Source organism: Ruegeria sp. CH11 (assembly GCF_056537105.1).
Map to the genome: position 1 here is coordinate 21,761 of NZ_JBQFQX010000008.1, position 19,969 is coordinate 41,729.

Genomic DNA, 19,969 nt, shown 5'->3' on the forward strand with positions numbered 1-19,969 from the left:
TGAAGGGAGGGCGCGTCATGACTGAAATCGGGATCGGATTGATCGGTGGTGGCTATATGGGCAAGGCCCATGCCGTCGCCATGGCCGCCGTTGGTGCGGTGTTCAACACAGAGCTGCGACCGCGGCTCGAGATGATCGCTGCATCCAGCCCCCAATCGGCAGAGCGTTACCGCAAAGCCTATGGATTCGCCCGCGCCGCCGATGACTGGCAGCAGGTTGTGGCCGATCCGGCTGTTGAGGCCATCGTTATTGCGTCGCCGCAGAACACCCACCGCGCCATTGCAGAGGCTGCCTTTGCCAAGGGCAAGCCGGTCTTTTGCGAAAAACCTCTGGGCGCTTCTCTGGAAGATGGCGAGGCAATGGTTGACGCTGCCGAGGCTGCGGGTCTGACCAACATGATCGGGTTCAACTATGTCCGCACCCCTGCGACGCAGCTTGTTCGAAAGCTTTTGACGGATGGTGTTATCGGGGATGTCACCTGGTTTCGCGGCGAACATACCGAGGATTTTCTGGCCGATCCCCAGTTGGCCGCGAACTGGCGCACCTCGGGCCGTGCGAATGGCACGATGGGAGATCTCGCGCCGCATATGGTCAATTGCGCAATGGCGCTGATGGGTCCGATCGAGGCGCTTTCGGCCCAGATCGAAACGATACACGCAACCCGACCGGGCAGCGATGGGCCGGTATCTGTCGATAATGACGATCAGGGGCAGATGATGGTGCGCTTTGAAAGCGGTGCATCCGGGCATCTGCATTTCAGCCGGACGGCCACCGGGCGTAAGATGGGTTATGCCTACGAAATTCACGGCACCAAAGGTGCGATCCGGTTTGATCAGGAAGATCAGAATGCCGTCTGGCTCTACAAGGCCGAAGGACCGGATGCGACGCGGGGATTCACCAAGATTCTGACAGGCCCCGAACACCCGGACTACCTGCCATTCTGCCAGGGTCCCGGGCACGGGACCGGGTATCAGGATCAGATCATCATCGAGGCGCGCGATTTTCTGCACGCCATCGCAACGAATACGCCGGTATGGCCGACTTTCCGTGATGGATTGGCTGTTTCGCGCGTCATTGACACCGCTTTTGCCTCGGCTGAAACGGGCCGCTGGCTGTCTGTACCACAAGGTTGAAAGGACCCGGATATGACGATCCGAATCGGCAATGCGCCGTGTTCTTGGGGCGTTGAATTTGCCAATGACCCCCGCAATCCGCAATGGCGTACCGTTCTGAAAGAATGCGCGGACGCTGGCTATAAGGGCATCGAACTGGGGCCGGTCGGCTTCATGCCCGAAGATCCCGCGATTCTGTCAGACGCCTTGGCGGAACATGATCTGGAACTGATCGGCGGCGTGGTGTTCCGCGCCTTTCACGATGCGGATCAGTGGGATGACGTGCTTGATGGTTCAGTCCGAACCTGCAAGGCCCTGACCGCGCATGGCGCGCAGCACCTGGTTCTGATCGACTCGATTTCGCCCCGTCGCGCGCCAACCGCGGGTCGGGCGGATGCGGCAGAGCAGATGGACAAGCAGGAATGGGAGACTTACCGGGACCGGATTGCCCATGTCGCCAAAATGGGGGCCGAGGAATACGGTTTGACCGTTGGCATCCACGCACATGCCGCCGGGTTCATGGACTTCGAGCCGGAACTGGACCGCTTGTTGAATGAGGTCGATGACGGCATTCTGAAGATCTGTTTCGATACCGGGCATCATTCCTATGCCGGCTTCGATCCGGTCGGCTTCATGAAACGCAACATTGATCGAATCTCGTATATGCACTTCAAGGATATCGACCCGGCAGTAAAGGCCGATGTGATCGAGAAGGGCACCGGGTTCTACGATGCCTGCGGGCAGGGGATCTTCTGCAATCTCGGGCAGGGGGACGTAGAGTTTCCCGATGTGCGTCAGGTCCTTCTGGATGCAGGTTTCAAAGGGTGGTGCACGGTCGAGCAGGATTGTGATCCGACATTGGATGTCAGGCCAATGGACGACGCGCGTGCGAACCGTGAATACCTTGAATCCATCGGTTTCAACTAAGGATTACTGCGATGGCAAAGCTGAAATGGGGCCTCATCGGAGGCGGCGAAGGAAGCCAGATCGGACCGGCGCACCGCCTTGGGGCCGGGTTGGATGGTGCGTTCGACTTTGTGGCCGGAGCGCTGGACCACCGGCCGGATGCCGGGCGCGCCTATGGTCAGAGCCTGGGCCTTGCGGCGGATCGCTCATATGGTGACTGGCGCGAAATGCTGGAGGGCGAACGCGACAGGCCCGACCGCGTTGATCTTGTGACGATCGCAACGCCGAACGCAACGCATTTCGAAATCACAAAGGCCTATCTTGAGGCCGGGTTCCATGTGCTGTGCGAAAAGCCCATGACCATGACGGTGGAGGAAGGCGAAGAGATCGTGCGGATCGCGCAGGCAACCGGACGTATCTGCGCTGTGAACTATGGCTATTCGGGCTATTCGCTGGTGCGCCATATGCGAGCCATGGTGGCACGCGGCGATCTGGGGGCGATCCGTCTGGTCGTGGCCGAGTTCGCACATGGCCATCACGCGGACGCGGCGGACGCAGACAATCCCCGCGTGCGCTGGCGGTATGATCCGGCACAGGCAGGCGTTTCGGCGCAATTTGCCGATTGTGGTATTCACGCGCTGCACATGGCGTCATTCGTGATCAACCAGCAGGTTACGCGGCTGTCCTCGGACATCGCCTCGTGTATCCCAAGCCGCGTGCTCGAGGATGATGCGCAGGTCAATCTGCGCTTTGACGGCGGTGCGGTCGGGCGGTTGTGGACCTCTTCGGTTGCCATTGGCAGGCAGCATGGTCTGACGCTGCAAGTGTTCGGCGAAAAGGGCGGGCTACGTTGGTCGCAGGAACATCCGAACCAGCTGTACTGGATGCCGCTGGGCGAGCGGTTGCAGGTGCTGGAGCGGGGCGAGTCCAACCTGAGCCCCGAGGCCGACCGGACCACACGCGTCACCATCGGTCATGCCGAGGGTATGCCGCTGGCCTTTGCCAATATCTACAAGGATCTGGCGGACGTCATAGGCGCCGTGAATGCCCGGGTCGATCCTGACCCCGCAGCGGACCTGTATCCGCGCGCCGAAGATGGATTGCGGTCGATGGCTGCTGTTTATGCCGTGGCCGAAAGCGGAAAGCAGGATGGCGCCTGGCTCGATGCGCGCCCGCCGATGTTTCAGACCTGATTGGTTTCGGGCGGCGGGCGCAGTGTCCGCCGCTCGATCACGCGGCAGGGAAACAACCGTGTCTCGGCAAGGCGGTCTGGCTGCTTGATCGTGTCGATCACAAGCTCGATCGAGGCGCGGATGATCTCGGACACGGGCTGACGAATGGTGGTCAGGTCAATGTTCTGCCAGCTTGCCATTTCCATGTCATTCAACCCGATCAGCCCAATATCGTCCGGTACGGACAGGCCCGCATCGCGCACGGCGCTTAACGCGCCTATGGCAATCACATCGTCACCGCAGAAATACGCATCGGCCCGGTCCGACATCAGTTGCTTGGTCATCTCGACGCGCCCTGCCTCGAAGGAATAGGCCGAGGCGCAGCTGACGCTGACTTCGACATCTGGCCGATTGCTGAGTGATTCTACGAATCCCCGCGCGCGATCCTGAGTTGACGTTGCCGAATCCGGCCCGCCCAGGAACGCGACCTTGCGGTAGCCGCGCTCCAATAGAACCTCGGCGGCCATGCGCCCGCAGGCGACATTGTCGATGCCGACCACGTGGACGTAGGGCGAAGGCGTGAAGCGCCCAAAGGAATGGACGACCGGCATTCCGGCGTTCCGGAATGCCTCGGCAAAGCTGGGCGGCAGGGTCGAGGACGCGACGATCACACCATCGACTGAATACTGACGCAGCATGCGAATCGAGTTCAGCGGGTCCGTTTCGTCTGTAAGATTGACCAACAACGGGCGCAGGCCGCGATCCTGTAAGCCGCGGGTAAACAGATCGAAAACCTCCAGCAACAAAGGGTTGTGGAAGTTGTTCGACACCAATCCGATCAGTTTCGTACGCCCGGTGGTCAGGCTAGAGGCAAGCGCATTCGGGCTATAGCCAAGTTCGGCCGCCGCGCGTTCCACTTTGCTGCGAGTCTTCTCGGAAACCGAGGCCCCTTCGGTGAATGTTCGCGAAACTGCCGAACGCGATACGCCCGCCCGCTTTGCGACATCCTTCAGGGTGACTGCCATGGTTTTCCTACGTTTTAGCCTGTTGACGGAATGATCTAACACACGCCGCGTCCAGCTTACAGACTGCGTTCAAACATTGAAAATTGCAACCGGTTGCAAAATGAATGGATCGGCGCTACCGTTTTGCACGAGGCACTGGGCCTGTCCCAAAAAAGCCTGTCTGAGAATTGGGAGGATATCATGAAGTCACTTATTGCATCTGTCGCGATCGGCGTGGGCGCGCTGGCGGCACCGGTCACCGCAGTCGCCCAGGATCAGTCGCTGAGCTATGTTCTGGTTAGCCACGCGCCAGACAGCGACACCTGGTGGAACACGATCAAGAACGGCATCGCGCTTGCTGGCGATCAGATGGGCGTCGAGGTTGAATACCGCAACCCGCCAACCGGCGATATCGCCGACATGGCGCGAATCATCGAGCAGGCCGCCGCGTCCAGCCCCGACGGCATCATCACCACGCTGGCGGATTATGACGTGCTGAAAGGCCCGATCCAGAACGCGGTCGATCAGGGGATTGATGTGATCATCATGAACACGGGTACTCCGGATCAGGCACGCGAAGTCGGAGCCCTGATGTATGTGGGGCAGCCGGAATATGATGCAGGCTTTGCCGCCGGCCAGCGTGCCAAGGGCGAAGGCGTGACCAAGTTCTTGTGCGTGAACCACGCAATTCAGCAGCCCACCGTGGGCGAACGCTGCCGTGGTTACGCAGATGGCCTGGGCATCGAACTGGGCGATGCAATGATGGACTCGGGCACAGACCCGGCGGAAATCAAGAACAAGGTCATGGCCTACCTGTCCGCCAACGAGGATGTGGACGGTATCCTGACCCTCGGTCCGGTTTCTGCTGATCCGACAATCGCAGCGCTGGATGAGATGGGCCTAGCCGGTGACATTCACTTTGGCACCTTCGATCTGGGTGAAGAAATCGTCAAAGGCATCAAGGGCGGAACGATCAATTGGGGCATCGACCAGCAGCCGTTCCTGCAGGCCTATATGCCGGTGATCATTCTGACCAACTGGGACCGCTATGGCGTGCTGCCGGGCAACAACATCAACTCGGGTCCCGGCTTTGTCACCGCGTCCGGACTTGAAAAAGTAGAAGCGTTCGCGGGCGAATACCGCTGACCTCTCGACCGGGGCGGCGCTGAAGCTGCGACCGCCCCGGCGCAACCCACCTGACACAACACGATACCGGAGAACCAGAGATGGCCGAGACCGCCGCATCCGGGGACGAGCGGGTCAAAGAACTTCCTGCCTGGCGCCGCGCCTTGATCCGACCCGAACTGGGTGGAATCTGTGGCACCGCACTTGTCTTCACTTTCTTTTTGCTGACCGCCTTCGACAGCGGCATGTTCGAGCCGCAAGGCATCATGAACTGGACCGTGGTGTCGGCACAATTCATGATCATCGCCGTTGGGGCGTGCCTGCTGATGATCTCGGGAGAATTTGACCTGAGCGTCGGCTCGATGATCGGATTTGCGGGCATGATGATCGCGGTCTTTGGTGTCGTTCTGGCGTGGCCCATGTGGCTGGCCATCATTGTGACCTTTGTCATGTGCACGATCATTGGCGCGATAAACGGGTTCATCGTGATCCGTACCGGTTTGCCCAGCTTTATCGTGACGCTGGCCTCGCTGTTCATCCTGCGCGGGTTTACAATCTACATCCCGCAAAAGGTGGAAAGCAAAACGATCATCGGCGGCATCCGTGACGCGGCCGAGGGCGATTGGCTTGCCCCGATTTTTGGCGGCAAGATCGGGCAAGGCTTTTTCCAATGGCTGGGCGATATGGGCGTGATCGAGGTCTTCTCGCGCGGCAGTCGCCAAGGTCAACCGGTTGTCGATGGATTGCCGATGCTGGTGGTCTGGGCTATTGCACTGATCATCTTTGGCCATATCCTGTTGACCCGTACGCGGTTCGGGAACTGGATCTTTGCCGCGGGCGGCGATGCCGAGGCCGCGCGCAACTCGGGTGTTCCGGTAAACCGGGTCAAGGTTTCGATGTTCATGTTCACCGCTTTCTGCGCCTGCGTCTTTGCAACCTGTCAGGTGATGGAGTTCGGATCGGCCGGTGCGGACCGTGGTCTGCTGAAGGAATTCGAGGCGATCATTGCCGTGGTTATCGGCGGCGCGCTGCTAACCGGCGGTTATGGTTCGGTTATCGGGGCCGCTCTGGGTGCGCTGATTTTCGGCGTCGTCCAGCAGGGCCTGTTCTTTGCAGGCGTCGAGTCCAGCCTGTTCCGCGTGTTCCTTGGGGTCATCCTATTGGGCGCGGTGGTTCTGAACACCTATATTCGCCGCATGATTACGGGAGAGCGCTGAGATGAACACACGCAGCGACCACGCCCCGATCATTCAGATGAAGAACATCGAAAAGCACTTTGGCAGCGTTATCGCGCTGGCCGGGGTGTCGGTCGATGTCTATCCCGGTGAATGCCATTGCCTGCTGGGCGATAACGGCGCCGGAAAGTCGACCTTCATCAAGACGATGTCCGGCGTTCACAAACCGACCAAGGGCGAAATCATCTTTGAAGGCGCACCGATGCACTTTGAAGACCCGCGTGATGCGATCGCGGCGGGGATTGCCACGGTGCACCAGCATCTGGCGATGATCCCGCTGATGTCGGTCAGCCGCAATTTCTTCATGGGCAACGAGCCGACCAAAAAGCAGTTCGGCATGTCGTTCTTTGACCATGACTTCGCAGACCGCGTCACCATGGAAGAAATGAAGAAGATGGGCATCAACCTGCGCGGCCCGGACCAGGCAGTGGGGACGCTTTCGGGCGGTGAGCGGCAGACCGTCGCTATCTCGCGCGCAGTCTATTTCGGCGCCAAGGTGCTTATTCTGGACGAGCCGACCTCGGCCCTGGGCGTGCGTCAGACCTCGAATGTTCTGGCGACCATTGACCGTGTGCGGAAACAGGACATCGCTGTTGTCTTCATCACTCACAACGTGCGGCACGCCATGGCCGTTGGCGACAGGTTCACGGTGCTGAACCGAGGTCAGACGCTGGGCACTGCGCAACGCGGTCAGATCACACCGGATGAGTTGCAGGACATGATGGCAGGCGGTCAAGAACTGGCCACGCTCGAAGGATCGTTGGGCGGGACCGTGTGACATTGCCACCAGATACGGTCGGCTCGGAACGCGTGTTCTGAGGGATCGCCGGTTCGAAACGAGGAAAGCCGCCCCCCGGGAATGTGGGGCGGCTTTTTTAGGTACCTGAGCGCAAAAACCTTTGGTTTTGAGCTTACCGCGTTTCTTGGTCAGTGTCAGGAAAGGCGACCGTTCGAAAGGCGCGCTCTAACCAGTCAAAACGCGATGTCATCGGCTCGACAAAGTGAAGCTCCATCAACTCCTGCATCGTGTTGTGGATCAGGCGCGAAGTCGCAACCGGGTGAACGTTACTGGTGTACAGAGACACGGTGCGTACAAAGCTTTTGCCCGGAAATGGCAAAACGCGGGTGGCGTCATGGTACCTTTGAGCGCGATAGTAGCTTGCCGCCGTGGTAACGGTCCAGCCGCTGCCGTCAGCGACCAGGCCGATGATCGATTGGTTGCATTCCAGTTCGAACTTGTTGGGTAGGCTGATCTTGCTGCGGTTCAACTGCATCTCGATCAGCTTGCCGATCGTGTGATCGCGCGAGTACCGGAGGAAGGGCAGCGGATATGCCGAACGGATCAGGTCCTGAAGCTTACCTTTGAAATCGGGCGGCAGGACCACGATGAACGGATCGCGCATAAGGGGGTATTCCAACAGCCCTTCGACATTTTCTGCCGGTCGCGTCGCGATACCGGCATCCAGTTTCTGCGCCTGCAATTTCTCGATGATCTCATGGCTGGGGCGCGCAAAATGGCGAAAACTGCATCGGGGCAGGGCCGTCGACAAGGCGCTGAACATTTCGGGCGCGATCTGATTGTCGAAATCGTCGATCAGGGCCAACCGCAGATCCGTAGCGTGCTGCCAACTGCCGGACCTGATTTCTGCTTCGCCGCGCTTGAGCGCAGTCATTCCGTCGTAGACATGACGGGCATAAACGGTGCCAGCAGGGGTCAGCCCCATCGGCCGGTGGCTGTGATCGACCAGATCAACGCCCAGCGCCTTTTCCAGACTGCGCAGATGGTTCGAGACAGTGCTGATCGACAATCCGGTTTCGGTCGCCACTTTCTGAATCGATCCGAGTTTTGAAATCAGTTGGAAAATTTCCAGCCATCTGAGGCTGAGTGACTTTTCTGGCATGCGGTACCTCTGGCCGTGCTATGGCTTCGATGAAACCGAAACAGAGTTTAGGTTTTTTCGCAAATTATTTTTACGTTTCACCCTTTACTCGCCCGCAGATTATGGTTTGCTCACTAAGGCCGAGTTCGAAACCTCACAAAAAACGGACCGGTTAGACCAGCACGGAGAGAGAGTTCATAATGATCAAGAAAAAACTGTTGTCATCGGCATTTGCCGGTATTGCCGCCCTGACTGCATCGCAGGCTGCGGCGCTGGATGAGATCACGGTTGCCTATTTCCTGGAATGGCCAATGCCGTTCCAATATGCCAAGGCAAACGGAACCTATGAAGAAGAGCTTGGCGTCAAGATCAACTGGGTTTCGTTCGACACTGGTACCGCCATGTCGGCAGCCATGGCCTCGGGCGATGTGCAGATTGCCGTCAGCCAGGGTGTGCCGCCTTTCGTCGTGACCACATCGGCAGGGCAGGATATCCAGATCGTCGACGTGGCAGTCAGCTATTCCGACAATGACAACTGTGTCGTTGCCGAGGCGCTTGAGATCGACAAGGACAGCGCAGGCGAGTTGAACGGCAAAAAGGTTGGTGTGCCGATCGGAACCGCCGCGCATTACGGGTTCCTGTCGCAAATGGCGCATTTCGGGGTTGATATCGGCTCGATGGAGATCGTCGATATGGCACCGGCCGACGGTGCGGCCGCGTTTGCCCAAGGCAACCTGGACATGGTCTGCGGTTGGGGCGGCGCGCTGCGCCGCATGGTCGAGCACGGCAATATCCTGCTGACCGGCGCCGAAAAGGAAGAGCTTGGAATTCTGGTGTTTGACGTCACGAGCGCCCCGTCCGGCTTTATCGAAGAAGAGCCCGAGTTGCTGTCTAAATTCCTCAAGGTGACCGCAGATGCGAACGCCAAGTGGAACGCGGGCGACAGCAAGGACGAAATGCTTCCGGTGATTGCCAAGGATGCCGGTATGGACCCGGCAGATGCCGAGGCCACGATCGCAACCTTCACCTTCCCGTCGGTCGAAGAACAGCTTTCGGACAAGTGGCTGGGCGGTGGCGCTCAGAACTTTATGAAAGGGGTGGCGACGGTGTTCGTTGATGCAGGCAGCATCGAATCTGCGCTGGATTCCTATGATGGTGCGGTAAACGCGGCGCCATTGACGGCTGCTCAGTCGGCTGCGACCAACTGATCCGCTGAAAACACAGCGAGATAGACCGGCTCGGGCTCTGGGCCGGTCCATTTATGATAAGAACAGGAAGGAAGCAGGATGCCCGAATTGGACATTGTTGATTTGTCCATGCGCTTTGATTTGCCGAACGGGTCTTCGGTGCAGGCGCTCAAGGACGTGTCGCTGAGTTTGAAAGAAGGCGAGCTGATGTCAGTGCTTGGCCCGTCAGGATGCGGGAAAACAACCTTGCTGAACATCCTCGCGGGGTTTCTGGCGCCGACGTCGGGCAAGGTCGAACTGAACGGCCATGTGGTCGAAGGTCCGGACGCCGAGCGCGGCATGGTATTCCAGAAAGGCGCGCTGTTTGAATGGATGAACGTGCGCGACAATGTCGAGTTTGGCCCCCGCATGAAGGGAATGGCCAAGGCGGAACGCGAAAAGATCTCGGACCATTTGTTGGAAGTTGTGGGCCTGCAGGACTTCAAGGAAAAGGCCGTCTACGAACTGTCCGGCGGTATGCAGCAACGCGTGGCGCTGGCGCGCTGTCTGGCAAACGAACCCGACGTGATCCTGATGGACGAACCCTTGGGCGCGCTGGACGCGCTGACACGGGAAAAAATGCAGGGTCTGGTGCTGAAGCTTTGGAAAGAGACCGGCAAGACCATTATCCTGATTACCCACTCGGTTGAAGAGGCGCTGCTGCTGGGCGAACGCCTGATCGTGATGGCACCGCGCCCGGGTCGCATTCATAAGGAATACAATCTTCCTTTCGCTGAACGCGGTGTGAACGCCGATCTGCGGGACGTCAAAAAATCCGAAGGCTTTGCCGAAAAGCGTGACGAAATCCTGTCGATGATCTGGGAGATGGAAGAGGAAATCATGGGTCGGACGGAGCAGGTCGCATGATTGTACTTATCTTCTATATCGGGCTCTTTGCCGGGGCCTTTTTCATCGTCTACGCCCTGCGTCGTGGCCTGAACGCGCGTCAGGACTTTACCAGCCTCAAGACCGTGACATTCGGGGACGAAAGCGCGGTTCGGGCTGACCGGGCGGCGTCGATCATCTCGGTCGTGGTGATCTTTCTGATCTGGGGCGCATTCACCGGGTCTAAGATCATGCCGATCCATGTGCCCGGCCCGTTTGTGGGTGAAACTCAGTTCACCTACACGCTCGAGCATCCCGACGGCAACACTGACGACGCGACCGTGTTCGTCCGCGTTCCGGCCTTTGGTGAAGAAGCAGAAAGCTTCGAGGTCGATCCCGGAGCCGGGTTTGCCAAGGACGTCGCCTTTGCCGCGCCTGCTGGCCGGTCTTCGACCATTCTGTTTGACAAGAATGACGAGGTGACCCGCAAGGAAGGCGCCAAGATCATTGCAATCAACGGCACCGCGATTGGACCCGAAGATACCGTGGACACGGGCGATGGTACGGTATCGCTGACTGGCAAAGGCGCGATCAGCTTTACACCCAAGCAGGGTCTGCAGATGAACCCCATCTGGCTACCCGCGCCCGAGACGGTTGTTGCCCGGTTCTTTGAAATCGCAAGCGAGGGCTATCAGAACTTCTCGCTCTGGCAACATTTGGGGTGGTCGCTGCTGCGGGTGATCGCAGGCTTTGTCGCCGGCGCGATTGTCGGCATTCCGCTGGGCTATGCCATGGGCCTGTCCGGCTGGTTCCGCGGCTGGTTCGACCCGATTGTCGAGTTCATGCGGCCAGTGCCACCGCTGGCGCTGATCCCGCTGGTCATCATCTGGTTCGGCATCTGGGAGACCGGCAAGATCGTTCTGCTGTTCCTGGCGGCGCTTTGGATCATGACAATTGCGGCGCGGGCCGGGGTTTCGGGCGTGAATATCTCGAAGATCCACGCGGCCTATTCGCTTGGCGCGTCGAAATGGCAGATCATGCGTCACGTGATCGTTCCAAACTCGCTACCGGAAATCTTCACCGGTGCGCGCGTGGCCATGGGCGTGTGCTGGGGCACCGTTGTTGCGGCGGAACTGGTCGCGGCGCAAAAGGGTGCCGGGATGATGATCATCGCGGCGTCCAAGTTCCAGCTGACTGATATCGTGATCATGGGGATCGTGATGATCGGCATCATCGGCTATGGCATCGATATCCTGATGCGCAAGGCCGAGAACTGGCTGGTCCCCTGGAAAGGCCGCAGCTGATTGCGGAAACGGAAAACCCCGGGCAGTGCCCGGGGTTTTTTGTTCAGAAAGACTAAGGTTTCAGCTTAACCGAAAACACGCCCCAGCGCGCCGTCAACCGCGTCGGTGATCTGGTCGATGTCGTCCGCAGAGGCAATCAGCGCAGGCGAGAAGCACAGCGTGTTGTTGCGGCTTGGGATCGAGCGGTTGGTGGCACCAATGATGACGCCCTGCGCCATGCAGTCGGCAACAACCGCCTGAACCTTTTTCTCGTCCATCGGCTCTTTGGTGGCGCGGTCAGAGACCAGTTCCGCGCCCAGGAACAGGCCCTTGCCGCGTACGTCGCCGATCACATTGTGCTTCTCCATCAGCGCATGCAGGTTACCCATCATGCGATCACCCATGTCGGTGCAGTTCTGCAGCAGGTTCTCATCTTCGATGATCCGCATGTTCTCGATCGCGGCAGCCGGACCAGCGGTGCAGCCACCAAAGGTCGAGATGTCACGGAAGTAGTTCAGCGGGTCCGAGGCGTCGTCCTTGAACATGTCAAAGACTTCCTCGGTGGTGACCATAACGGCAATCGCCGCATAGCCCGAGGCCACGCCTTTGGCCATGGTCACGAAGTCCGGTTTGATGCCGTATTGCTGATAGCCGAACCAGGTGCCGGTACGACCCACGCCGCAGACGACCTCGTCGATATGCAGCAGGACGTCGTACTTTTTGCAAATCTCCTGCACGCGTTCCCAATATCCTTCGGGTGCTTCGATTACGCCGCCACCTGCGGTCACAGGCTCAAGGCACAGGGCACCGACAGTCTCGGGACCTTCGCGCAGGATCACCTCTTCGATCTGATCAGCGGCCCAGACGCCAAAATTCTCGACAGGTGCACCGTCCAATTCGTGCTTGCGATATTCCATGCAGTGCGGAACGCGGATGAAATCGGGCGCGAAAGGGCCATATTGCGCGGTGCGTTCGTCCTGACCGCCTGCCGACATCGTCGCCAGAGTCGAGCCGTGATAGTCGCGGTCGCGGTAAAGGATCTTGGTCTTCTTGCCGCCATAGCGCTTATGCGCGATCTGGCGAACCATCTTGAACACCTTCTCGTTCGCTTCCGAACCAGAGTTTGTGTAATAGACCCGGCTCATGCCCGGCATCTTGTCGATCAGCTTTTCCGCAAAGATCGCGCCGGGGATCGAGCCAGCGGAGTTTGCGAAATAGCACAACTTCATCAACTGGTCATAAACCGCCTTGCAGATCGATTCGCGACCATAGCCGACATTGACCGTCCAGACACCGCCGGACACAGCATCCAGATGCTCTTTGCCGTTCTGGTCCCAGACGCGCATGCCCTTGCCCTCGACAATGATGCGCGGATCATTGGTTTCAAAGGGTTTGTGCTGGATCAGGTGGTGCCAGATATGGGCGCGATCGGCCTCGACCACACGCGATAGATCGTTTTCGTTGAACGTGCCGTCCATGACATGTCCTTTCAGTCAGATGCGATGTTCCAAACGTGAGGTCTGCCTCACGCCAGCATGAATGTCTAAGACCTCAGATCACCGCGAATGACAGTGCGACAATAGGGCCAGATTCCATGATAGGGTATCGCCAGACTCGCAACGTGGCGTATTTCTACGGATTTGTCAGATCGCAAACTTTGTGATCAAGTCGCGCCTGTCGGGATCGGGGAGGATCGGCAGATGACAGCATCCAATATCTACGAACGCCATTTGGAAAAAAACGCTGCAAATTATGCGGCGTTGTCACCGCTGAGCTTCATCGAACGTACGGCGCAGGTTTATCCTGACTATCCGGCTGTGGTCTATGGCGCGCGCCGCTACAGCTGGGCTGAAACTTACACCCGCTGCCGTCAACTGGCCGGAGCCTTGTCGGCGCGCGGCGTGGGCGCAGGTGATACCGTGTCGATCATCGCTGCCAACATCCCCGAAATGTACGAGGCTCATTTTGGAGTGCCCATGGCCGGGGCGGTTCTGAACGCCATCAACACGCGGCTCGATGCGCCGATCATCGCATTCATTCTGAACCATGCAGAAGCCAAGGTGTTGCTGGTCGACCCCGAGTTTTCCGAAGTGGTGAAAGAGGCCCTGCCGCATGTGGATCACGACCTGCTGATCATCGATATCGAAGATCCCAGCTTTGAAGGTAGTGAAAGGCTGGGGGCGCTGACCTATGACGCGCTTTTGGCCGAAGGAGACCCGGATTTTGCCTGGTCGTTGCCCGCCGACGAATGGGATGCGATTACGCTGAACTACACCTCCGGCACAACCGGCAACCCGAAAGGGGTTGTGTATCACCATCGCGGGGCTGCGCTGAATGCGCAATCGGACCTTCTGGACTGGAACATGCCAAAACACGCGGTCTACCTCTGGACCCTGCCGATGTTTCATTGCAACGGCTGGTGTTTTCCCTGGGCGATGGCGGCAAATGCCGGGGTCTCGGTCTGTCTAAGGGCCGTACGCGCGGAACCGATCTATGCCGCTTTCCGGGACGAAAAGGTGACCCATTTCTGCGGTGCTCCCATTGTTCTGAACATGCTGGCCAACGCGCCCGATGCACTCAAGGATTTCGATCACGAGATCAAGGTGATGACCGCCGGCGCACCGCCACCGGCTGCAGTGATTGAAAAGATGGAAGGGATGGGGATCGAGGTCACACATGTCTATGGACTGACCGAAACCTACGGTCCATCGGTGGTCTGCGCCTGGAAAGACGAATGGAACAACAAGGCGGCCGAGGATCGCGCGGCGCTGAAGGTGCGGCAAGGGGTGCGCTATTCCGCGCTGTCAGGGCTGATGGTGGCAGATCCCGAAACGCTGGAGCCGGTTCCTGCGGATGGCGAGACAATGGGCGAAATTTTCATGCAGGGTAACGTGGTGATGAAGGGTTACCTCAAGAACGCCGAGGCGACGGACAAGGCGTTCAACGGAGGTTGGTTTGCCTCGGGTGATCTGGGTGTGATGCACCCGGATGGCTATATCGCGCTGAAAGACCGGTCAAAGGACATCATCATCTCGGGGGGTGAGAATATCTCATCCGTAGAGGTTGAGGATATTCTTTACAAACACCCCGCCGTGATGGAGGCCGCCGTAGTCGCCCGCCCCGACGAAAAATGGGGTGAAACGCCCTGCGCCTTTGTCGAGTTGAAGCCGGACGGAACCGCAACCGAGGCCGATATCATCGCCTTCTGCCGCGATAACATGGCCCATTTCAAGGCGCCCAAAACCGTTGTGTTCGGGGCTTTGCCAAAGACCTCGACCGGGAAAATACAGAAATTCAAACTGCGGGATCAGGCAAGGGCGCTTTAGGCGTCCGCTTTGTCAAATATCGACAGGTCAAGCTCCAGCAAATCACCCATCCAGAAGGCATGGTCCCGGTGGTCCGCCAGGTGGTCTCCGGTTTCGGGGTGGGTAAACACGGTCAGCCCCTGCCGGTTCAGCATCAGCCAGGGGATGACTGTTTCAAACGCATCTGGCCCAAACCCTAGCTGACAACTCCAGCGCGGGTGCGGCCCGACATTGCGTGCGTGCATCCGACCCATCTGGACGGGAAACAAACGCGCTGCGTTTTCGCAGATTCGCTGTGCGATGTCCTGCGTATCTGCGTCGAAATAGACATGGGCGTGATAGCCGGTGATCTCGGGCATGTGGGCCTCCGTTGGTCTTTGAGTGACCTTAATGCGCCTTGTGGCTTTGTCACACCCACGCAGGTGAACACCATCTGTGCGCCGGGTGCTTTGGCTGCTCGTGAGATACCTTGCCAGGATCGAAAATCAGCGCGCAAGCGGGAAACGCCCGGCGTTTAGGGATAGCCCGCGTGCCGGGACTTTGTCGCCTTACCCTTTGGTTCGCGCTGCGGCTTTCAGCGCCTGTTTCAGAACGCCTTTGTCGCCGATATGGTTGGCCAACACCAAGATCAACCGCGCGTTCAGAGCGTCGCTTTCGGATTTGTCCAAACCTTCATGCGCCTCAAGAAGATCGGCGTAGAAGTCGTCGGCGTGATCAAAGTTGGGCGAAAGGATCAGATCGTCCATTTGCTTACTCCTTACCTGTGGCGCGGCGAACGGCTTGCCGAAAGGCGTTCTCTTCGTATGTGTCACGCCGGGCAGCAACGTGCTGATCGGGGCGGATCAGATACACGGCGCTTGTGGCATCCCCCAGATATCGGCGTTTCAACGTCAGTGAAGGGTCGTCCTTGACCGACAACGCCAGCCGCTTGACCGGAACGCCATCCACTTCGATTTGGTCCGGGGCGTCGGTGTCGATAGTCAACAAAGTGAACTGGTTTGCCAGCTTTGGCAGCAAATAGGCGTCCCCAAGCGGAGCATCTGGACATGCCGAACCCGGCCGCGTGATGGACGGACCATTCAGCCCATCGGCCGAGTTCAGGGGCGAGCCGTCGTAGGTACAGGGCGTGCTGAGCCGACCTGAATTGACCATCGGACGGGCAAAGTCGTAGTGTTCGCTCAGGTCCAGAACCGCATCGCGCATGACGCGCGACATTTGCGATTTCGGCGTGATGAAATCGGTGGATCTGGTGGAATTCATGATGTTCTCGTCGGCACCGTGAATCCGTTCGATATCGTAGCTATCCAACAGGCTGTCCGGTGCTTTTCCATCCAGCACCATCTTCAGCTTCCAGCACAGATTGTCGGTGTCCTGCAGGCCCGAGTTCGCCCCGCGCGCGCCAAAAGGACTGACCTGATGGGCGCTGTCGCCGGCAAAAATCACGCGGCCATGGCGGAACTGTTCCATCCGGCGGCATTGGAATGTGTAGATGCTGACCCATTCCAGTTCGAACGACACATCATCGCCCAGCATTGCCTTGAGGCGCGGGATCACGTTCTCGGGGCGCTTTTCGCGTTCCTTGTTGATATCCCAACCCAGTTGCAGATCGATCCGCCAGACCCCGTCAGGCTGCTTGTGCAACAGGGCGGACTGACCCTTGTTGAACGGCGGATCGAACCAGAACCAGCGCTCGGACGGGAAATCGGCCTCCATGCGGACATCAGCGATCAGAAAGTTGTCCTCGAACACGCGCCCGACGAAATCCTTGCCCATCATTGTGCGCATCGGGGAATTGGCGCCGTCGCAGGCAATGACCCAGTCAGCCTCGACAATGTACGAACCTTCGGGCGTTTCCACTTCCAGCCTGACATGATCGGGGTGGGTGCCAACGGCTTCGACCTTGTTGCGTCCTCGTATCTCGATGGGCGCGCCTTCGTCTTGCAGGGCACGGATCCGCTCGACCAGATATTGTTCCAGATAGTATTGCTGCAGGTTGATAAAGGCCGGGCGTTGATCACCTGTCTCGGGCTGAAGATCGAAGTCATAGACCTTGCGGTCGTCAAAAAACACCTGGCCCTTGTTCCAGAGAACGCCTTTGTCGACCATTGCCTGGCCACATCCCAATCGATCGAGAATTTCCAAAGGGCGTTTGGCGAAGCAGATGGCGCGGCTGCCAAAACTGACCTTGTCATTGTCATCCAGCACGACCACCTCGATCCCTTGCTGGGCCAAGTCGATGGCCGCCGCAAGCCCGACGGGACCTGCACCGACAACGATCACCTTATGGCGTGCGGGTGTCGAGGCCGTTTGATCCGGACTGGACTGATAGGCATAGAGAGGAACTTCGAAAATCTTGTTCACAGGCTTTCTCCTCTTCACAGGTGCATGGGCGCACCGCAACGGGTCTTCGGCGCGTATCGCCAGAAGTTCTTGCCCATCGTCTCATTGTCTTGTCAGGTGGAACACGATCTGGATCAAGTTAGGGCGGGAAATCCATTGTTACACTGACCCATGCAGGCATTCCGAGCCTTCGGGCATCTACGCCAGAGGCTTTGTTGCACTTCGACAGGAGAAAAATTCTGCGCCCGCTGGCACCCCGAGAGGCGGGTGCCTTGGCTGGTTCAGTTCCTTTGCAGGAACTCCAGCCGGTTTCCGAACGGGTCTTCGGTGAAGAACCTGCGGCGGTCCTTCAGTGTTATATCCCAGCGCAAGGATTGGCCGTAGTTTTCGATCTGTGCCGCGACCGCATCCAGATCGTCGACAGCGAAACCCGGATGCGCTTTGCGCGCTGGGACGAACTCTTTTTCAACGCCCAGATGCAATTCGCACTGACCCAGCGACAACCACAGACCGCCGCGTGCGCGCAAGGGTGCAGGCTTTGGCAACTCGGCAAGCCTCAGTGCATCGACCCAGAAGGCCCGCGCGGCGGCCTCACCGCCTTGCGGGATTGCGATCTGGATATGGTCGATGCCGAACAACGACTAGCGGGCGTAGGGATCGCTTAGTGCAGGCAGCACAGCGCCCGCGCAATCGCCGAAGCCGATCGTGTAACCGTCGCCCTTGGCAGTCCCGGATAGGGTCAGCGTGTCACCATCTTCGATGAAGCTGCGGGTTTCACCGGTATCCAGCGTCAGCGGCTCTTTCCCGCCCCAGCTGAGTTCCAGCAATGATCCGCGTTCCGGTTTGGTCGGGCCGGATATGGTTCCGGATCCCAGCAGGTCGCCCGCATTCATCGCACAGCCCGATGTGGTATGGTGTGCAAGTTGCTGAGCTGCTGAATAGTACATCCGGTTGTAGTTGGTTTCGGTAATGGTCGTTGCTGCTTTGCCTTCGGGCGCCATGGTGACCGAAAGGTCGATATCATACAGCATCGGTCCGCAATCCTTGAGGTGATCCAGCAACTCATGCTCGCGCGCGGGCGCATCGCAGCGGAACGGCTCCAGCGCGGCTTTGGTCACGATCCACGGGCTGATCGAGGTGGCGGTCGCCTTGGCCTGGAATGGCCCCAGCGGCTGGTACTCCCACGCCTGAATATCGCGGGCCGACCAATCGTTCAGCAGGACATAGCCAAAGATGTTGTCGTCCGCCTCCTGTACCGTGATCGGGCCGTCCGACGGCATCCCGACGATGGCACCCATTTCAAGTTCGATATCGAAACGACGGCTGGGCAGAAATGCGGGCTTGTCCTGATCCGGAGATTTCAGCTGGCCCCAGGGGCGGCGAATATCCGTGCCCGAGACCACGACCGAGGATGCGCGCCCATTATAGCCGATCGGGATGTGCAGCCAGTTCGGCGGCAGCGCGTTTTCGGGACCGCGAAACATTGTGCCCACGTTGAAGGCGTGGTTTCGGCCCGCGTAAAAATCGGTGTATTCGCTGACCGCAAACGGCATGTGCATGTCTACGTCGCTTTGTACCAACAGAAGCGGCTCGACCGCTGCCTGCTCGTCTGACCCTTCGGACAGAAGCGAGGTCAGCCGGTCGCGCAGCGCAGCCCAGACCGCGGGACCTTCCTCCATCAGCGGGTTCCAGAATGGCAGGTCGAACAGCGGCTCGTCGGCCAGCGCGATCAGCCCTTCGGCTTCGGCTGCCGATACGTCCAGGATCATGTCGCCGATCGCAACACCGCAGCGGGGGTCGCTGTCTTCGGTCGAAAACACACCGTAGGGCAGGTTGTTCAGCGGGAACGGGTGGTTGGCGTCATTGGCCGAGGTCACCCAGGATGTTTTCAAAGGCATTACTTGTCCTTCATGTGTCTCAGAGATTTCCGGTCACGATACCGGTCGAATGGATTTTAGCCCCAGCAGGATCGCGGCCAGGATCATGAAACTGCCACCGATCCGGTCCAGCCAAAGCCGCGCCGGGCCTTTCAGCCGCGTGGCCAGCCAACTGGCGCAGCCGCCATAGGCGGTCAGGAACAGGTCATCCATGATCAGATAGGTGGCCGAAAGGATGGCGAATTGCGGCCAGAACGGCAACGCGCCGTCAATAAACAGCGGGAACAGGGCCGCAAAGAACACAACGGCCTTCGGGTTGGCGGCCGATGTGATGAATCCTTGCAGCCAAAGCGCCTTGCGGCTGGCGGTCGTGGCGACATCTGTTGTTTTGCGCTCGGCCCGAATGAGGGTCCGAGCGCCAAGAAACACCAGATAAGCAACGCCAAGCCACTTGATGACCGAAAGCGCGATGCCCGAGGTCGCAATCAATGCGGCCAGCCCGAGACCTGCAGCCAACATCTGCAAGAGGTTTGCAGTCAGGTCTCCGGCGGCGGTAAACAGGCCACGCCCGAGACCATTTGCAGCCGAGTTCGACAGCATCAGCAACTGGCTTGGCCCGGGCGTGCTCATCAGTACCAGGACCGTCACAACATAGGTGATCCAGGTATCCGCGCTCATG

The 19,969-nt window shown here is 58.9% G+C and carries 19 protein-coding genes; 10 read left to right on the forward strand and 9 right to left on the reverse strand.

Annotated features, from left to right (window positions below):
- The first annotated feature begins 17 nt into the window (after positions 1-17).
- From ACR0LX_RS13570 to ACR0LX_RS13580, 3 genes are read left to right on the forward strand one after another with little or no spacing between them, the layout of a single operon-like run.
- Positions 18-1,133 carry a Gfo/Idh/MocA family protein gene (locus tag ACR0LX_RS13570; protein ID WP_480784175.1) on the forward strand — a complete coding sequence of 372 codons (1,116 nt, stop codon included), beginning with the start codon at positions 18-20 and terminating at the stop codon, positions 1,131-1,133.
- Positions 1,134-1,145: 12 nt separating this feature from the next.
- On the forward strand, positions 1,146-2,039 hold the full coding sequence (locus ACR0LX_RS13575) for a sugar phosphate isomerase/epimerase family protein (protein ID WP_480784176.1): 894 nt from the start codon (positions 1,146-1,148) through the stop codon (positions 2,037-2,039).
- 11 nt (positions 2,040-2,050) lie between these two features.
- The gene (locus ACR0LX_RS13580; protein WP_480784177.1) at positions 2,051-3,211 is read left to right on the forward strand and encodes a Gfo/Idh/MocA family protein; all 1,161 of its coding nucleotides are present in this window, start codon (positions 2,051-2,053) and stop codon (positions 3,209-3,211) included.
- On the opposite strand, the gene ACR0LX_RS13585 is transcribed toward ACR0LX_RS13580, so the two are convergent.
- A complete protein-coding gene (locus tag ACR0LX_RS13585; RefSeq protein ID WP_480784178.1) occupies positions 3,202-4,215 on the reverse strand; it encodes a LacI family DNA-binding transcriptional regulator in 1,014 nt (337 codons plus the stop codon). The two genes, ACR0LX_RS13580 and ACR0LX_RS13585, sit on opposite strands and share 10 nt — an antisense overlap.
- 180 nt (positions 4,216-4,395) lie before the next feature.
- Here ACR0LX_RS13585 and ACR0LX_RS13590 point away from each other — a divergent pair, with 180 nt between their 5' ends.
- The 3 genes from ACR0LX_RS13590 (at position 4,396) to ACR0LX_RS13600 (ending at position 7,332) form a co-directional block, all read left to right on the forward strand.
- Entirely contained in the window at positions 4,396-5,340 is a 945-nt protein-coding gene (locus ACR0LX_RS13590; RefSeq protein ID WP_480575636.1) for a sugar ABC transporter substrate-binding protein, read from the forward strand.
- 80 nt (positions 5,341-5,420) lie between these two features.
- On the forward strand, positions 5,421-6,536 hold the full coding sequence (locus ACR0LX_RS13595; protein WP_480575633.1) for an ABC transporter permease: 1,116 nt from the start codon (positions 5,421-5,423) through the stop codon (positions 6,534-6,536).
- Between the two features lies 1 nt (position 6,537).
- Positions 6,538-7,332, forward strand: a complete 795-nt coding sequence (locus tag ACR0LX_RS13600; protein ID WP_480575630.1) for an ATP-binding cassette domain-containing protein — start codon at positions 6,538-6,540, stop codon at positions 7,330-7,332.
- Between the two features lie 133 nt (positions 7,333-7,465).
- Here ACR0LX_RS13600 and ACR0LX_RS13605 read toward each other — a convergent pair whose 3' ends face one another.
- A complete protein-coding gene (locus tag ACR0LX_RS13605) occupies positions 7,466-8,455 on the reverse strand; it encodes a LysR family transcriptional regulator (protein WP_480784179.1) in 990 nt (329 codons plus the stop codon).
- Positions 8,456-8,634: 179 nt separating this feature from the next.
- Here ACR0LX_RS13605 and ACR0LX_RS13610 point away from each other — a divergent pair, with 179 nt between their 5' ends.
- From ACR0LX_RS13610 to ACR0LX_RS13620, 3 genes are all read left to right on the forward strand, one after another.
- Positions 8,635-9,642 carry a taurine ABC transporter substrate-binding protein gene (locus ACR0LX_RS13610; RefSeq protein ID WP_480784180.1) on the forward strand — a complete coding sequence of 336 codons (1,008 nt, stop codon included), beginning with the start codon at positions 8,635-8,637 and terminating at the stop codon, positions 9,640-9,642.
- Between the two features lie 78 nt (positions 9,643-9,720).
- On the forward strand, positions 9,721-10,527 hold the full coding sequence (locus ACR0LX_RS13615; RefSeq protein ID WP_480575610.1) for a taurine ABC transporter ATP-binding protein: 807 nt from the start codon (positions 9,721-9,723) through the stop codon (positions 10,525-10,527).
- The gene (locus ACR0LX_RS13620; protein ID WP_480784181.1) at positions 10,524-11,789 is read left to right on the forward strand and encodes an ABC transporter permease; all 1,266 of its coding nucleotides are present in this window, start codon (positions 10,524-10,526) and stop codon (positions 11,787-11,789) included. The genes ACR0LX_RS13615 and ACR0LX_RS13620 overlap by 4 nt, the downstream gene beginning before the upstream one ends.
- 65 nt (positions 11,790-11,854) lie before the next feature.
- Here ACR0LX_RS13620 and ACR0LX_RS13625 read toward each other — a convergent pair whose 3' ends face one another.
- Positions 11,855-13,246 (reverse strand): aminotransferase family protein, encoded by a 1,392-nt coding sequence (locus tag ACR0LX_RS13625; RefSeq protein ID WP_480784182.1) that lies wholly within the window; start codon positions 13,244-13,246, stop codon positions 11,855-11,857.
- A 222-nt stretch (positions 13,247-13,468) separates the two neighbouring features.
- On the opposite strand from ACR0LX_RS13625, the gene ACR0LX_RS13630 reads away from it, so the two are divergent.
- Positions 13,469-15,094, forward strand: coding sequence for an acyl-CoA synthetase (locus ACR0LX_RS13630; protein WP_480784183.1), 1,626 nt, complete (start codon positions 13,469-13,471; stop codon positions 15,092-15,094).
- Here ACR0LX_RS13630 and ACR0LX_RS13635 read toward each other — a convergent pair.
- From ACR0LX_RS13635 to ACR0LX_RS13660, 6 genes are all read right to left on the reverse strand, one after another.
- Positions 15,091-15,432 (reverse strand): DOPA 4,5-dioxygenase family protein, encoded by a 342-nt coding sequence (locus ACR0LX_RS13635; RefSeq protein WP_480784184.1) that lies wholly within the window; start codon positions 15,430-15,432, stop codon positions 15,091-15,093. The two genes, ACR0LX_RS13630 and ACR0LX_RS13635, sit on opposite strands and share 4 nt — an antisense overlap.
- Positions 15,433-15,621: 189 nt before the next feature.
- Positions 15,622-15,819, reverse strand: coding sequence for a DUF2783 domain-containing protein (locus ACR0LX_RS13640; protein ID WP_480784185.1), 198 nt, complete (start codon positions 15,817-15,819; stop codon positions 15,622-15,624).
- 4 nt (positions 15,820-15,823) lie between these two features.
- Complete coding sequence (locus tag ACR0LX_RS13645; RefSeq protein ID WP_480784186.1) at positions 15,824-17,434, reverse strand: FAD-dependent oxidoreductase; 1,611 nt, start codon at positions 17,432-17,434, stop codon at positions 15,824-15,826.
- 260 nt (positions 17,435-17,694) lie between these two features.
- Entirely contained in the window at positions 17,695-18,051 is a 357-nt protein-coding gene (locus tag ACR0LX_RS13650) for a VOC family protein (RefSeq protein WP_480784187.1), read from the reverse strand.
- A 3-nt stretch (positions 18,052-18,054) separates the two neighbouring features.
- Entirely contained in the window at positions 18,055-19,311 is a 1,257-nt protein-coding gene (gene fahA, locus ACR0LX_RS13655; protein WP_480784188.1) for a fumarylacetoacetase, read from the reverse strand.
- A gap of 33 nt (positions 19,312-19,344) precedes the next feature.
- Positions 19,345-19,968 (reverse strand): LysE family translocator, encoded by a 624-nt coding sequence (locus tag ACR0LX_RS13660; protein WP_480784189.1) that lies wholly within the window; start codon positions 19,966-19,968, stop codon positions 19,345-19,347.
- Position 19,969: the final 1 nt, after the last annotated feature.

Bases quoted from the DNA above. Each gene is read 5' to 3' on its own strand.
- ACR0LX_RS13570 (WP_480784175.1), top strand. From the start codon at position 18: ATGACTGAAATCGGGATCGGATTGATCGGTGGTGGCTATATGGGCAAG.
- ACR0LX_RS13575 (WP_480784176.1), top strand. From the start codon at position 1,146: ATGACGATCCGAATCGGCAATGCGCCGTGTTCTTGGGGCGTTGAATTT.
- ACR0LX_RS13580 (WP_480784177.1), top strand. From the start codon at position 2,051: ATGGCAAAGCTGAAATGGGGCCTCATCGGAGGCGGCGAAGGAAGCCAG.
- ACR0LX_RS13585 (WP_480784178.1), bottom strand. From the start codon at position 4,215: ATGGCAGTCACCCTGAAGGATGTCGCAAAGCGGGCGGGCGTATCGCGT.
- ACR0LX_RS13590 (WP_480575636.1), top strand. From the start codon at position 4,396: ATGAAGTCACTTATTGCATCTGTCGCGATCGGCGTGGGCGCGCTGGCG.
- ACR0LX_RS13595 (WP_480575633.1), top strand. From the start codon at position 5,421: ATGGCCGAGACCGCCGCATCCGGGGACGAGCGGGTCAAAGAACTTCCT.
- ACR0LX_RS13600 (WP_480575630.1), top strand. From the start codon at position 6,538: ATGAACACACGCAGCGACCACGCCCCGATCATTCAGATGAAGAACATC.
- ACR0LX_RS13605 (WP_480784179.1), bottom strand. From the start codon at position 8,455: ATGCCAGAAAAGTCACTCAGCCTCAGATGGCTGGAAATTTTCCAACTG.
- ACR0LX_RS13610 (WP_480784180.1), top strand. From the start codon at position 8,635: ATGATCAAGAAAAAACTGTTGTCATCGGCATTTGCCGGTATTGCCGCC.
- ACR0LX_RS13615 (WP_480575610.1), top strand. From the start codon at position 9,721: ATGCCCGAATTGGACATTGTTGATTTGTCCATGCGCTTTGATTTGCCG.
- ACR0LX_RS13620 (WP_480784181.1), top strand. From the start codon at position 10,524: ATGATTGTACTTATCTTCTATATCGGGCTCTTTGCCGGGGCCTTTTTC.
- ACR0LX_RS13625 (WP_480784182.1), bottom strand. From the start codon at position 13,246: ATGGACGGCACGTTCAACGAAAACGATCTATCGCGTGTGGTCGAGGCC.
- ACR0LX_RS13630 (WP_480784183.1), top strand. From the start codon at position 13,469: ATGACAGCATCCAATATCTACGAACGCCATTTGGAAAAAAACGCTGCA.
- ACR0LX_RS13635 (WP_480784184.1), bottom strand. From the start codon at position 15,432: ATGCCCGAGATCACCGGCTATCACGCCCATGTCTATTTCGACGCAGAT.
- ACR0LX_RS13640 (WP_480784185.1), bottom strand. From the start codon at position 15,819: ATGGACGATCTGATCCTTTCGCCCAACTTTGATCACGCCGACGACTTC.
- fahA (WP_480784188.1), bottom strand. From the start codon at position 19,311: ATGCCTTTGAAAACATCCTGGGTGACCTCGGCCAATGACGCCAACCAC.
- ACR0LX_RS13660 (WP_480784189.1), bottom strand. From the start codon at position 19,968: ATGAGCGCGGATACCTGGATCACCTATGTTGTGACGGTCCTGGTACTG.